A 13,873-nucleotide genomic window follows, 5' to 3' on the forward strand; every position below is an offset into this window, starting at 1 on the left:
ATAAACTTGGGATATATAGATTTTATAAAATAAATAAAAAATGAATAAGATATAAATATACAAAACGTCATAGGTAAATATATTAATATTTGCTTATGGCGTTTTTATAAATGTAAAATTTTTTTAACAATGTAACGATTAGGTTAAAAAAAAGTCGTTTTTATGATAGAATCTAGTTATTGAGAAGAGGAGGGGAAATATGAAGATAGACTGGAATAGAAAATATACGACGGTTGCGGTATATTCATTTATTGTGATTGCCTGCAGTATAGTATTTTACTTGATAAGTTCTCAAGTAAAAGTATTTTCAAGTAAAATCAGTGATTTTATAGCTATTTTATATCCGTTTATAATTGGATTTGCTATAGCATATTTGCTGAATTTTATATTGAAATTTATAGAAAATAGAATAATATCTGAAAAGATGAGGGGAAAAAGTCCTGCAAGGGTAAGGGCGATATCAATGTTATTAACTTACCTTGTAGCTGGTACACTTTGCTATTTATTTGTACACTTTGTATGGCCTGAACTTTTAGAAAGTATAATAGGATTATTCAATGATATTCCAAACTATGTGAATAATGCTACAGTAATGATAAACAAGCTTATAGAAGAATTTAACTTAACTCCAGCTAGTATGGAAATACTAGAATCAAAGTGGAAAGAGCTTACAGATTTCATTATGAACTTTATGACAGATATAATACCAGTTATAGGTAATACAATAATGGTTGTTATTTCTAGTTTATGGAATATAGTTTTAGGGGTTATAGTTTCTATATATTTACTTAAGGATAAAGAAAAATTCTTTGCTATATCAAAAAAGATAACTTATGCGATATTTAATAGAGAACACTCTTATAAAATATTAGAGCTTACTCACAGAGCTAATAAGATTTTCGGTAAATTCTTAGGGGGAAAAATATTAGATTCATTTATAATAGCGATAATAACATTTGTTGTTTTAACAATATTTAAGATGCCTTATACATTACTTGTAACTGTGATAGTAGGTGTAACAAATGTAATACCATTCTTTGGTCCGTTCTTTGGAGCGATACCATCAGTTATACTTGTCCGGTTTGTAAGTCCTATAAAGGCTTTCTGGTTACTTATAATAATACTTATAATACAGCAGCTTGACGGGAATGTAATAGGACCTAAGATACTTGGAGATTCAATCGGTGTATCTGCATTCTGGATATTATTTGCACTGCTTATAGCAGGTAAGTTCTTAGGATTAGTAGGAATGTTACTTGGAGTTCCACTATTTGCATTTATCTACTCAATAATAAAAGATGTAACAGAAGAAAGATTAGATAAGAAGGGATTACCTGTAAATACGGATGATTATATGAATTAAATAGAATAATAAAAGCTCTTAGAAAAATTCTGAGAGCTTTTTAAATGTCAATAAATATTGATAATAAAAAGCCCTCAGCATAAAAGCTAAGGGCTAATTTTTAGTCATAATCTGCTATTAAAGTATAGACATTATTTTCAAGAGTGTACACTCTTTCCATATCATCTATGTATAGATCTTCGTGTGGTCCATCGTATTCAAATTTAACACCTATTCCACAGTTAGAACTTAACTTTCTAGGAACTGGACCTGAGTCACTAGGTATCCCCTTATCCATACAAAGTTTAGAGAATTTTATAGCTCCAGAGTGAGTGAAAAATGTTGAAAAATAAGTCATACTATTTTGAAGAAGAGATTAAGAACTCTTCATCTCCTACTTCTTCAACTGTAACGTTGAAGCCTGCATTTTTTAAGAATTTTTTAACGTTGTTGCAAGCAGTCATGTTATCTACTAATACTTCGACACCATTTGGATTTTCTGCAACACCTTTTTTAGTCATTAAAACTGGCTGTGGGCAAGATAAGCCTCTAGCATCTATTCTCATTACAAAACATCTCCTTTATAAAAAATTTAGAGCTATATATTATAGTTTATATCTATTCCGAAAAAATTAAAACTATTTTATTAAGCTTCTACTTTAACATTTGTCTTTGGAGCAACCTTTTTTTCATTAGCAGCTTTACATCCAAAGTAAGATATTATAAGAAGAACAACTACACATATTCCTATAGCTATCATTCCGTTTGGAGTAGGACCTTCTGGAGAAGAAGCAAGTTTGAAGTTGTGGCAGAATGCAGCACCAACTAAAAGACCTAATATAGTTATAGATGAGTCAACGTTACCTTCACCTGATAATACTAACTGTCTCATTGGGCATCCACCAAGAAGTATAGAACCCCAACCGCAAACAACCATTCCTAAGAAGTTCCATAAAGCATCTGTATGAGCAACTGGCTGATCTGCAAATCCAGGAGCAAACTGATGAGTTATTAAGTTTGCTATGAAAGCACCAACAAGCATAGCTATAAATCCGCTTACAAGATAGAAGTCTTTGAATAAAACTATATCTCTTATACCACCAGCCATGCAAAGTCTTGTTTTCTGGCATATAGCACCAGCTATAAGACCAACTGCAAGTGCGAAGAATATTGGAGCATGCATTGAACCTGGTCCCTCTGTAGAGAATACAAGAAGAGTAGAGTTAACTGCAAGTAATATGAATAAGAATACGCATATTGCAGGCATTATAAATCCTTCTAATTTAGACTGTTTGTAGTTTCTCTTTAAAGTGAAACCTTTGTTTAAGAATACTATACCTATAAGTATACCCACTATAAATCCAGCTAAACCAGCTATGGCATTCCAGTCACCACCAGCTAATCTTAAAACCATTCTTGTTGGGCATCCTAAGAACATTAATGCACCAACCATAACTATAAATCCAAGGCAGAATCTTATAAGTGGAGAAGATCCTCCTCTTGAACTGAATTCCTTGCTAGCAAATGCAAGAATGAATGAACCTAATATAAATCCTATGATTTCTGGTCTTACATACTGTACAATAGGAGCCTGATGTAAGCTTAGAGCACCAGCAGTATCTCTGATGAAGCAAGCTATACAGATACCCATGTTTTTAGGGTTACCAAGCATAACTGATATAACAGCCATTATACCTATAACAGCACCACCGATAATGATATTTCTCTTTTCTTTCATTATGAAAGTACCTCCTATTTTTTTTAGGGCAAAGAAAAAGTTTACCCAATCACATAATAACATATTCGTGTACAACAATTAACAAATATGATACACTATAGAAAAAAACTATATACAAACATTTCATTATTGAAAAAATATTTAATAATAAAAATATAAATACTTAAAAAAGATTAAAAGAATTATCAAAAAAAATATATTCTGATATAATATAAGTAAATATAAATGTTATATCTTTTATATAAGAAATATAATTTATAAATAGATACGGAGGGAATTTAATATGAGAAAAGTATATTGTGATAATGGGGCAACATCATTCCCAAAAGCACCTGGTGTTGGAGATGCTATCAAGGAATATGTAGAAAGTGTTGGAGGAAATGTAAATAGAGGAGCATATTCTTCGGCTTTAAGTGCAGGATTTGTTGTACTTGAAACAAGAGAAATGCTAGCTGAATTATTTGGATTTGATAAACCAGAAAATGTTGTATTTACTAAAAATATAACAGAATCTATGAATACAGTTTTAAAAGGATTATTAAAAGAAGGAGACCATGTGGTAGTATCTTCAGTTGAACACAATGCAGTTATGAGACCACTTGTTAAATTAGAACAGACTAGAGGAGTAACATTTACTAGAGTTCAGTGTAATAAGGTTGGAGAAATAGATTTAAAAGATGTAGAAGCTGCAATAAAAGAAGATACTAGAGCAGTTGTAATGACTGCAGCATCAAATGTATGTGGTACTGCACTTCCAATAAAAGAAATAGGAAAAATATGTAAAGAAAAAAATGTCATATTCATAGTAGATGCTGCACAGACTGCAGGTGTATTCGAAATGAATATGAAAGAAATGAATATAGATATATTATGCTTCACAGGACATAAGGGACTTTTAGGACCTCAGGGTATGGGAGGATTCTTAATAACTGATGAATTAGTTCCTCAGGTTGATAGCTTTATAGAAGGTGGAACAGGAAGTAAATCAGATGAAGAAATACAGCCAGAATATATGCCTGATAAATTTGAAAGTGGAACACCTAATATACCAGGAACATATGGATTACATGCATCTCTTGAATATATCAAAAAAGTAGGTATAGAAAATATACATAAAAAAGAAATGATGCTTACTGAAAGATTCATAAAAGGTATGGAAGAAATAGATGAAAGATTTATAGTAGGTAAGAGAGATACCGAAAATAGAACAGCTGTTGTATCTTTAGACTTTGTTGGAATGGATAATGGTATAATATGCCACGAATTAGATGTTAATTATGGAATATCTACAAGACCTGGTATGCATTGTGCACCATCTGCGCACAAAACACTAGGAACATTCCCTCAGGGAACAGTAAGATTCAGCTTTGGATACTTCAATACAGAAGAAGACATAGATTATGTATTAAATGCTATAAAAGAAGTAATCAAAGCATATAATGAATAAAATAGTAAAATTATGGCTACATAATAATGTGTTATGTAAACCTTGAAACTGAATAAAAATTATGCAATAATAGAAAAAGGCTAAGATTTAAAATCTTAGTCTTTTTTAATTTAAAAAATTAATTTGTCGATATAGAGTAAAGAGATTTAATGATTGATTGTAAAAAAATAAAGAAAGCATAAAAGTTAGATTATGCTAAAAGGGAGGAATTTTTGGAAAATGAATTTAAAAAGAACAATGACAGTGTGTATGGCTTCTACAATGCTAGTGAGTAGCATAATCCCAGCTTTTGCAGCTGAAAAAGAGGTAATAGAGGGGAAAAATATGTACGAAACAGCAGGACTAATAGCAGATAAACAAAGCTACAGTTCGGCTATATTAGTAAATTTAGATAATTCTATAGCAGATGGTTTATCTGCGAGTGGTTTATCTGGTGCTGCAAATGCACCGATACTTCTTACACAAAAAGATAGTATACCTACTGAAACAATGCAAAGATTAAAAAATGTAAATAAGGTTTATATAATAGGACTTGAAGCAGCGGTATCTAAAAAAGTAGAAGAAACTCTAAAAAATAAAGGTATAAGTGTAGAGAGATTAGGTGGCTCAGATAGAAATAAGACTAGTTACAGTGTAGCAAATAAAATAGCTCAATTAAAAAATATAACGTCTATAGCTCTTACAAATGGTGTAAAGGGTGAGGCAGATAGTATAAGTATTGCATCTACAGCGGCAAGAGATGGTATGCCAGTTATACTTACAAATGGTAAAAATGTAGAATACAATACTAAAAATGTAACAACATATGCAATAGGTGGGACTAGCGTTATATCTGAAAAATTAGTTAAATCTACAGATGCGGTTAGATTAGGAGGCTCAGATAGATATAAAACTAATAAAATAATACTAGATAAATTCTATCCAAATGCAAAAGAATACTATGTTGCAGATGGACATGACTTAAAAAATGCATTAGTTGGATCAACTCTTGCAAAAGATGCTCCATTAATGCTTGTATCTAAAGGATCTGATAAATCAGTATTCAAGGGAGCGAATAAAATATCAAAAATAGGAACTCTTAGTTCTAGTATATTTGAAGACTGTTTAAGACGGGCTAGCTCAAGTAGTTCTAGTAATAATGTATCTAGTGGCCTAAGCATACTTTCAAAACCAACATCTACATATGAACAGTGTAAAAAATGGGCAGAAAGCAAAAATGCATCTGATTTATTTATGGAAATACTTCCAATACTATACAATACAGCGGTAGAAAATGGTGTAGATCCTACACTAGTAGTAGCTCAATGTGCAAAAGAAACAGGATATTGCAAATTTGGTGGGGTGCTAGATGCTTCATTTAAAAATCCTTGTGGATTAAAAACTCCTGGTGGAGGAGGAGATAAGGATAAGAATGCACACACTAGATTTGATAGTTGGGAAGATGGTGTACTTGCTCAGGTACAACATTTAGCGTTATATGCGGGAAAAGATGGTTATCCACTATCAAATCCTAAAGATCCAAGACACTTTGCAGACCTTTTCGGAAAATGTAAGACAGTTAAATCACTTTCAAATAACTGGGCAGGAAGCGGATACGGAGAAGATTTAGAAAAAATGATGAAAGAGATAATGAGCAAATAAATCTATTGAAAAGTTAAAATGTATAGAAAGTAGTTATATAAATATATTTAGGAGATAGATAAAAAATATAGTTATAGAAAAAAACTATAAATACATCTACAAATATAGACATAAACTATTATAAAAAATGACGTATTTTTACCATTGTACAAATTAGTGATATATAATTAAATATGGAAAACGTAACTATTTATTACGAAAGTATATATTTAAGATTAAGGGGTGTGTTTTAATGGCAACAGTAGGACTTCCAGAACAGTTTGAAAATTGGGGAGAAGCTAGAAGAAATGGTTTCCTAGCAATAAAAAAATTAAAAGATGAGGGTAAAAAAGTAATTGGTTTTTATTGTACATTCAGCCCAGCTGAAATAGCATTAGCAGCAGGTGCAGTAACAGTAGGGCTTTGTGGTGTTAGTGAAGAACCTATACCAGAAGCAGAAAAAATATTACCTAGAAACCTATGTCCAATGGTTAAATCAAGTTATGGTCATGCTATAACAGATACATGTCCATACTTCTACTTCAGTGATATAGTAGTAGCTGAAACAACTTGTGACGGTAAAAAGAAAATGTATGAACAGATGGCAAAAGTTAAACCAACTCATATAATGCATCTTCCTAACATGGTAGATGAAGCAGCTATAAAATTATGGGCTAATGAAATAGAAAGATTCAAAGAAAAATTAGAAGAATTCTATGGAATAACAATAACTGAAGACGATATAAGAGCAGCTATAAAAGATAAAAATGAAGAAAGAGCTTTATTAATGGAATACTTCAAACTAGGAGCTCTTAATCCACCTCCAATGAGCGGAATGGATATACACAGAGTTTTATATCAGACTCAGTTCAAATTTGATAGACCAGCTATGAAAGCTGAACTTAGAAAATTAATAGATGATATAAAAGAAGACTATGCTTCAAAAGAACATAAAAAATCAAATAGACCAAGAATACTTATAACTGGTTCTCCTATAGCAGGTGCTATAAACAAAATAGCTCCAGCAATAGAAGAAGCTGGTGGAGATGTTGTTGTTTACGAAAACTGTGGTGGTCCAAGATCAAACAGATGGTTAGTAGACGAAGAAAATCCTAACGTATACGAAGCAATAGCTGAAGCATACTTAAAAATAGGATGTTCTTGCATGATGAACAACGACAGAAGAATAGAATTACTTGATGAATTAATAGACGAATTCCAGATAGATGGTGTTATAGATATATCTCTAACTGCTTGTCATACATTCACAGTTGAAAGTGCAAGAATAAAAGAATTTGTTACTAAAGAAAAAGGAATATCATTCCTTGCATTAGAAACTGATTACTCTCAGTCAGACAGTGAACAGTTAAAAACTAGATTTGAAGCATTTGTAGAAATGTTATAAAATTTGAATCAAGATATAAAAAGAGTACTTATCAATGCGATAGGTACTCTTTTTTACTAAATATTATGTTTTAAATTTCCTCTTTATCTTTTAAGAATAAATACTCTATTGAAGAAGTAAATACATATAATAGCACAGAGAATAAAATCTTAGTCCTAAAAGGAATAGAAATAGACTTCATAATACTATCCACAACCAACAATCCCAATAAAACTAAAACAAACTCTACTAAAAATTCCAAAACCTTATAAAAAGATTCTGGAATACGTCCCTTAAAATGCACGGAGTCCAATATAGACGTACTAATAAAATCTAGCGGTATAGTAAAACATACAAAAATAAAGAAGAATAAAAATACCGCTGGACTAGAATTATATTCAAATCCAATCAAGGTCATCAGACCGATACCTACAAAAGTGGTTACAGCATAAATAACACCAAATGAAATTGCCATAACGATAATTAATGTTATCAGCATTGCAAAAGCTGAATTTTTATTTTTTTTTGAAATCGAACTCACCACCTAAAATATACTTTTAGAACATAAATAATTACAAAAATAAATTAGATAAACGTTAGCATTATTAAAAAATTAAAATAATCATATGTATAGAAGATAACAGTTTTTAAGCCTTTTTTCAATATATTTGGATAAAAAGATAACATATATACAACCAAAATAATGCTTTTGATATAGTATTACCCACTTTTAATTAATTTTAATACTTTTATATCGTTATTAAATAAATACTTATGAATAAAATAAAGATAAAGCGATTAAATTTTCAAAAATTTTAAGCTAAATCTTATTTATATATGTTATAATCTTTAATATAAAAATGGCTTTTCCAATTAAATTAAAAGTTAAAAAATAGATAAGCAATTAAATAAAAATTTCGGGAGGTATAAAAATGTCTGAAATAATAGATTTTAATGAATTAAAAAATAAAGTAAAAGAATCTGACGTAGATAAATTTGAAGATTATATGTATAGTCTTTATACTGATGTTGCTAGTGGAAAGTTAAGCATGGCTGGATTTTCAAGAAAAATGATGGACTATATGAGAGAAAATAATATATCTCAGGAAAAGTTTTATAAAATACAGCAGAAATTTATGGAAAGATATGGAATAGATACAAAAGAAATGGATGACCAGCTTAAAAAATTTGGATTAGATCCAGAGAAAATAAGTGGTATAAGTTCTTCAAATCCATCTCAGGAAAGTGTAGATCGGTATACTAAAGCATCTGGATTTTATGATAAATACAGTCATAAAATAAAAATAAAAAGTAATATAACATCATACATAAAAAATGATTTAAATGATTTAGAAATCATAATAGAAGAAGATAAAGTTATACTTTGCAGTGATAAGAAAATAGACTTATCAGATAGAGAGCTTAATGAATTCCTTAGCTCATACAGAAATATGTTTGATAAAACAATAAGAGTAGTTCTTTGCGAAACTACAAAAAAATACGACTATAAATAACCCTTCCAAATCTTTGAAAAGGGGGAATTAGAATGGAAAATACAGAAAAAAAGATGTCTGTAAGCTCGGAAAGAATAAAAAGAGCAGCACTACATTGGTCTAATCTGCTTGAAGGCTACAATAATATGGCAAAAATTCCAGCAGATTACTTCAACAAAGAAGTAGATGGCATAATAGCAAAAGAAAAAATAGTAATAAATGAAGATAAATACGCTAGATTAAAGAAGTTTTCTGAAAAACAGGGGATAAATATAACGGATATAGTAGAGTTAATATATGGTCTGATTTTGCAAGAGTATACATTTGAAAGGGATGTAATGTTTGGTAGTACGATGAATATTATCCCAATAAGAATTACAACTGAGGAAAATGAAACTTTTGTAGATGCACTTAAAATATTTGTAAATCAGAAAAACAACTCAAAAGAATATTTGACTTATATGCTTTCTGAGATAGAAAAAAATAGTCCATTAGATAAAAAATTGATAAATACAATTTTTGTAAGTGGAAATGTAGATATGTATGCAAAGGATATGATTGACGACCTTATGCGACTTAAAGGATATGAGTTTGCTGTAGATATGGTAGCTGGGGAGGGGACTCTAGTTATAAGGGCTAAGTATATGCCTTCTAAGTACAGCAAAGATACTGCAGAAAGAGTTTTATCTATGTTTGAAACAGTTATTTCTCAGATAGTAGAAAATGAAGAAATCGAAATGAAGAATATAAGATTTGTATCTAGGGAAGAGGAAGAAGAAATCTTTGAAGAGTTTAACATGAGCTGTAAAAAAAGACCACCAGATATGACATTTATGGATGGCTTTTATGAACAGGTCAAGAAAACTCCTGACAATATAGCTATTAGAGATGAAAAAATGACTATGACATATAGAGAGTTAGATATTGTGACAGAGAGGTTTGCTGGATATTTAAACAGTATAGGAATAAAAAGAGAAGATACAGTTGCGTCAATTTTACCTAGAAATATGGGAGTAATAATTGCTGCGATAAGTATAATGAAAGCTGGAGCAGCGGTATTTCCAATAGATATAAGTAATCCATCTGTGAGAATGTCATATCTATTAGAGGATAGTGAAGCAAAAGTTATAATAACTTCTAAAAAATTAGAAAAACAACTTCCTAAAACAGATAAAAAATTATTATTTATAGAGAATGAATCTATGTTTAACACAGATATTCCTATAACAGAATATGTATATCCAGATAACTGTGCTTATAGAATATCTACATCAGGATCTACTGGTAGACCTAAATGTATGTCGATAGAGCATAGAAGTCTTATGAATATGTGTATGTATGCTATAGACTATATAAATGCGGATGAAAATGATATTTGCGGAGTGTATCTAAGTTTTAGCTTTGATGCAGCAGTTAAGCAGATATTTCCGTATTTGCTTTGTGGAGCATCAGTTGACATAATTCCAGAGACTGCAAGGACAAATGAGTACACTGTAAATGAATACTGTGAAAAGAAAAAGATAACTATTTTAGCTGTACCTACTATATTTGCAAAAAGATTTATTAATAATTGTGATAATAAATATCTTAGAGTGCTCCAATCAGGTGGAGACAAATTAAAGGGATATAAAGAGAGAAACTACAAAATCTACAATGAATATGGGCCAGCAGAATTTACTGTTCTTGCGACTTCATTCTATGTGGATAAAGAGTATGAAAAAATTCCAATAGGTAAGCCAATTTATAACACTTATGCCTATATATTCGATATGAATGGAAATATATGTCCAATAGGTGTACCAGGAGAGTTGTGCCTTTCAGGAATACAGATATCAAGGGGGTATATGCACAAGGAAGAACTTACAAGAGAAAAATTTGTCGAAAATCCATTCGCATTTGATAAATACACAAGGTTTATGTATAAGACTGGAGATTTAGCAAAATGGTTAGAGGATGGAAATATTGACTGCATAGGAAGAATGGATAGCCAGGTTAAGATAAAAGGCATAAGGGTTGAGATATACGAAATTGAGAATGAAATAAATAACATTCCGGAAATAAAGAGCTCTGTTTGTATAGCTAGACCAGACGAAAAGGGAGAACTTTACTTAAAGGCATTTTATGTATCTGATGAAGAAGTAGATCCTAAAAAAGTAAAAAACTACCTTCAAATGTCTTTACCACCTTATATGGTTCCAGAATATATTATGCAGATTGACAAAATACCGGTTACTCCAATAGGAAAGGTAAATAAAAAGAAACTTCCTAAGGAAAATATACCAGTATAAAATAGGATAATAATAAAAATCTATGAAAATTGCTCTGATAAATATAAAAATATCATCAAGCTTCATAGATTTTTCTTATTTTTTGATAATATACCAATAAAAATAATGAACCAAATATTTCTAAAGATACTCTAAATATTATATGAAGATATTATGTAATTCATTTACAAGAAAAGAAAAAATGATTAAAATGGATATTACGATAATAGTTAGGAGTATTTATTATGAAAAAGAAAAGAAAGCTTAAAAAAAGCGTAAAAATAGCAATAGCATTTGTAGTATTATTGATAATAGCTGTTTATACAAGAGGTTCTGGTACTAAAAACACTTATGTTATACCAGTTGAAAATCCTACAAAATACACTGAAGAATTCCAAAAGAGAGCAAAAGAAGACAATAGATATAATGAGGTTATACAAAATATAGAAAGTTATCCAGAAGATGTAATAAAATTATTGTATTCTAATGGAGAGACTCTAGATTTTGTTCTTAGTAGAGATAATTTTAAAAAGCCATTATTTCTAATAAATATAGGTGAAGAATGTGGTGATGGAAAAATACCAAGACTTCAGCAATGGGATCCAAAATGGGGTTGGTACGAATATGGAGATAATGTGCTTGCAATAAATGGATGTGGTCCTACAGCGTTGTCTATGGTTGTTTCTGGGCTTACTGGTGATAAAGATATAACACCTATAAAAATTGCTAAGTACAGTGACAAACATGGATTCCACGAAGCTGCTGGAACAAACTGGAACCTTATGGTAGAAGGTGCGAAGAAATACGGTGTAAAAGGTTGGGCAATAGATAATACAAAATCTAGTTTTGAAAGTGCGTTAAAAAACGGTAATCCTATCATATGTAGTGTAGGACCAGGATATTTTACTAGAGAAGGACATTTTATAGTAATTGCTGGTATGAAGGACGGACAACTTGTAATACACGATCCAAATAATATAAGCAGAAGTGAAAAATTGTGGAACTATAATGACATAAAAGGGCAGATTAAAGCTGCTTGGGCGTATTCACTTGATTAATCATTTGAGCAAAAAATAATAAGTTAATTTAAAAAAGCATCATTTTTTACTTGAAAAGCATGGGTAAAAAGTGGTGCTTTTTTACTAACTAATTAAATAATTGATTAGATTTATTGAAAAATCAATAAAATTTATTATATAATATAATAAATAAAAGATTTAAATAAAAATTAATTAAGGATTATAAAATATATTAGGGTAAAATTTAATTAATGTAAATAAGATAAAATTAAGCTTTTTTAGATATAATGGTAAAAGAAGAGGGAATATCTAAAACGACAAAAATCCAAATAGACCTAAAATAATTATTATTTTATGTTTATTTATTGTGGAAAATGTGGTTTTATATATCCCCTCTTTTTTTGAAAGGAGATGTGTTCTTATGAAGAAATATAAGATTAGTAAAGATATTTGGATATTCTTACTTGCTGTTTGTGTAAGCTTTGGATTTATCGCAAGTAATTATACATATAAGAAAAACATTGAAGAAGCAAAAGCTAAGGCGAAAATAGAGAGAAGTAAAGAAGAGGCAAAAAAGGCTGAGGAAGAAAAAATAGAACCTATTCCCTCAGATATATCTGATCCTGAGGTTTTAAGTTATCTTGAAGAATTCCAAAAGAGAGCTAAAGACGACAAAAGATATAATGAAGTTATTAAAAATTCAAAAGAATATCAAAAAGATGTATTAGAATTATTATATAAAAATGATGAAACACTAGATTTTGTATTAAGCAAATCAAATTTTAGAATGCCGGGAATATTTGTAAAGATAGATAAAGAATGTGGAAATGGAGTAATACCAATACTTCAACAGTGGGATCCAAAATGGGGTTGGTATAAATACGGAGAAAATATACTTGCTCTAAATGGCTGCGGTCCGACATCTCTAGCAATGGTAATAACTGGACTTACAGGAAATGACGGTATAAATCCAATGGAAATAGCAAAATATAGTGATGAAAATGGATACCATGAAAAAGCTGGAACAAATTGGGATTTAATGACAGATATAGTAGAAAAATATGGTGTAAAAGGTCGGAGAATTAGTGTTGCAAAAGAATCATTTGAAAATGCATTAAATAGCGGAAATCCTATAATATGTAGTGTAGGAGCAGGATATTTCACAAAAGAAGGACACTTCATAGTAATATCTGGAATAAAAGATGGAAAACTAATAATACACGATCCAAACAGCATAAAAAACAGCAAAAAACTGTGGGAATTTAATGACATAAAAAACCAAATAAAAGCTGCCTGGGCATATTCACTTGAATAGGTGAAGAATAAATTGTAACTACCTCTCAAGTGATCCTGAAGTTTAAATACGCAAAATGAAATATGTAAAAGCTGTTTCAGAAAAACTTATGAAAATAAAATAGACTGTCACCCTAACGACAATCTGGAGACGGCTCATGAACTGCTCCCCTCTGAGTGGACAAGTGAAATAAATAAATTCACTTTAAACTTAGAAGGGAGCAATTTTTATGCCTAGAAGTAATGTAACCGCAAAACAAAAATTGGATG

General features: G+C 30.2%; 12 protein-coding genes. 8 read left to right on the forward strand and 4 right to left on the reverse strand.

Features of this window, described 5'->3' with window-relative positions:
• Positions 1-199: 199 nt before the first annotated feature.
• Positions 200-1,363 carry an AI-2E family transporter gene (locus ACK2WN_RS04965; RefSeq protein ID WP_416154983.1) on the forward strand — a complete coding sequence of 388 codons (1,164 nt, stop codon included), beginning with the start codon at positions 200-202 and terminating at the stop codon, positions 1,361-1,363.
• A gap of 100 nt (positions 1,364-1,463) precedes the next feature.
• Here the strand turns inward: ACK2WN_RS04965 and ACK2WN_RS04970 are convergent, their stop codons facing one another.
• The 3 genes from ACK2WN_RS04970 to yedE form a co-directional block, all read right to left on the reverse strand.
• On the reverse strand, positions 1,464-1,700 hold the full coding sequence (locus ACK2WN_RS04970; RefSeq protein ID WP_201417004.1) for a DUF3343 domain-containing protein: 237 nt from the start codon (positions 1,698-1,700) through the stop codon (positions 1,464-1,466).
• 1 nt (position 1,701) lies between these two features.
• Positions 1,702-1,908 (reverse strand): sulfurtransferase TusA family protein, encoded by a 207-nt coding sequence (locus ACK2WN_RS04975; RefSeq protein ID WP_201417005.1) that lies wholly within the window; start codon positions 1,906-1,908, stop codon positions 1,702-1,704.
• 80 nt (positions 1,909-1,988) lie between these two features.
• Positions 1,989-3,080 (reverse strand): YedE family putative selenium transporter, encoded by a 1,092-nt coding sequence (yedE, locus tag ACK2WN_RS04980; RefSeq protein ID WP_416154984.1) that lies wholly within the window; start codon positions 3,078-3,080, stop codon positions 1,989-1,991.
• Between the two features lie 283 nt (positions 3,081-3,363).
• On the opposite strand from yedE, the gene ACK2WN_RS04985 reads away from it, so the two are divergent.
• From ACK2WN_RS04985 to ACK2WN_RS04995, 3 genes are all read left to right on the forward strand, one after another.
• Positions 3,364-4,527, forward strand: a complete 1,164-nt coding sequence (locus tag ACK2WN_RS04985; RefSeq protein WP_201417007.1) for an aminotransferase class V-fold PLP-dependent enzyme — start codon at positions 3,364-3,366, stop codon at positions 4,525-4,527.
• 219 nt (positions 4,528-4,746) lie between these two features.
• Positions 4,747-6,168, forward strand: a complete 1,422-nt coding sequence (locus ACK2WN_RS04990) for a cell wall-binding repeat-containing protein (protein ID WP_416154985.1) — start codon at positions 4,747-4,749, stop codon at positions 6,166-6,168.
• 232 nt (positions 6,169-6,400) lie between these two features.
• The gene (locus ACK2WN_RS04995; protein WP_201417009.1) at positions 6,401-7,552 is read left to right on the forward strand and encodes a double-cubane-cluster-containing anaerobic reductase; all 1,152 of its coding nucleotides are present in this window, start codon (positions 6,401-6,403) and stop codon (positions 7,550-7,552) included.
• Positions 7,553-7,622: 70 nt separating this feature from the next.
• Here the strand turns inward: ACK2WN_RS04995 and ACK2WN_RS05000 are convergent, their stop codons facing one another.
• Positions 7,623-8,072: a YrvL family regulatory protein gene (locus ACK2WN_RS05000; RefSeq protein WP_416154986.1), complete on the reverse strand. Its 450-nt coding sequence runs from the start codon at positions 8,070-8,072 to the stop codon at positions 7,623-7,625.
• Positions 8,073-8,463: 391 nt separating this feature from the next.
• Here ACK2WN_RS05000 and ACK2WN_RS05005 point away from each other — a divergent pair, with 391 nt between their 5' ends.
• From ACK2WN_RS05005 to ACK2WN_RS05020, 4 genes are all read left to right on the forward strand, one after another.
• Positions 8,464-9,045, forward strand: coding sequence for a DUF3867 domain-containing protein (locus ACK2WN_RS05005; protein ID WP_201417011.1), 582 nt, complete (start codon positions 8,464-8,466; stop codon positions 9,043-9,045).
• A gap of 32 nt (positions 9,046-9,077) precedes the next feature.
• Positions 9,078-11,312 (forward strand): amino acid adenylation domain-containing protein, encoded by a 2,235-nt coding sequence (locus ACK2WN_RS05010; protein ID WP_330000334.1) that lies wholly within the window; start codon positions 9,078-9,080, stop codon positions 11,310-11,312.
• A gap of 224 nt (positions 11,313-11,536) precedes the next feature.
• Positions 11,537-12,349 (forward strand): C39 family peptidase, encoded by an 813-nt coding sequence (locus tag ACK2WN_RS05015; RefSeq protein WP_330000335.1) that lies wholly within the window; start codon positions 11,537-11,539, stop codon positions 12,347-12,349.
• Positions 12,350-12,731: 382 nt separating this feature from the next.
• A complete protein-coding gene (locus tag ACK2WN_RS05020; protein ID WP_416154987.1) occupies positions 12,732-13,625 on the forward strand; it encodes a C39 family peptidase in 894 nt (297 codons plus the stop codon).
• Positions 13,626-13,873 lie beyond the last annotated feature (248 nt).

This window comes from Peptacetobacter sp. AB800 (genome assembly GCF_047807365.1).
In the GTDB taxonomy this organism is placed as follows: domain Bacteria; phylum Bacillota; class Clostridia; order Peptostreptococcales; family Peptostreptococcaceae; genus Peptacetobacter.

Coding starts and splice junctions, on each gene's coding strand:
- ACK2WN_RS04965 (WP_416154983.1), top strand. CDS start 200: ATGAAGATAGACTGGAATAGAAAATATACGACGGTTGCGGTATATTCA.
- ACK2WN_RS04970 (WP_201417004.1), bottom strand. CDS start 1,700: ATGACTTATTTTTCAACATTTTTCACTCACTCTGGAGCTATAAAATTC.
- ACK2WN_RS04975 (WP_201417005.1), bottom strand. CDS start 1,908: ATGAGAATAGATGCTAGAGGCTTATCTTGCCCACAGCCAGTTTTAATG.
- yedE (WP_416154984.1), bottom strand. CDS start 3,080: ATGAAAGAAAAGAGAAATATCATTATCGGTGGTGCTGTTATAGGTATA.
- ACK2WN_RS04985 (WP_201417007.1), top strand. CDS start 3,364: ATGAGAAAAGTATATTGTGATAATGGGGCAACATCATTCCCAAAAGCA.
- ACK2WN_RS04990 (WP_416154985.1), top strand. CDS start 4,747: ATGAATTTAAAAAGAACAATGACAGTGTGTATGGCTTCTACAATGCTA.
- ACK2WN_RS04995 (WP_201417009.1), top strand. CDS start 6,401: ATGGCAACAGTAGGACTTCCAGAACAGTTTGAAAATTGGGGAGAAGCT.
- ACK2WN_RS05005 (WP_201417011.1), top strand. CDS start 8,464: ATGTCTGAAATAATAGATTTTAATGAATTAAAAAATAAAGTAAAAGAA.
- ACK2WN_RS05010 (WP_330000334.1), top strand. CDS start 9,078: ATGGAAAATACAGAAAAAAAGATGTCTGTAAGCTCGGAAAGAATAAAA.
- ACK2WN_RS05015 (WP_330000335.1), top strand. CDS start 11,537: ATGAAAAAGAAAAGAAAGCTTAAAAAAAGCGTAAAAATAGCAATAGCA.
- ACK2WN_RS05020 (WP_416154987.1), top strand. CDS start 12,732: ATGAAGAAATATAAGATTAGTAAAGATATTTGGATATTCTTACTTGCT.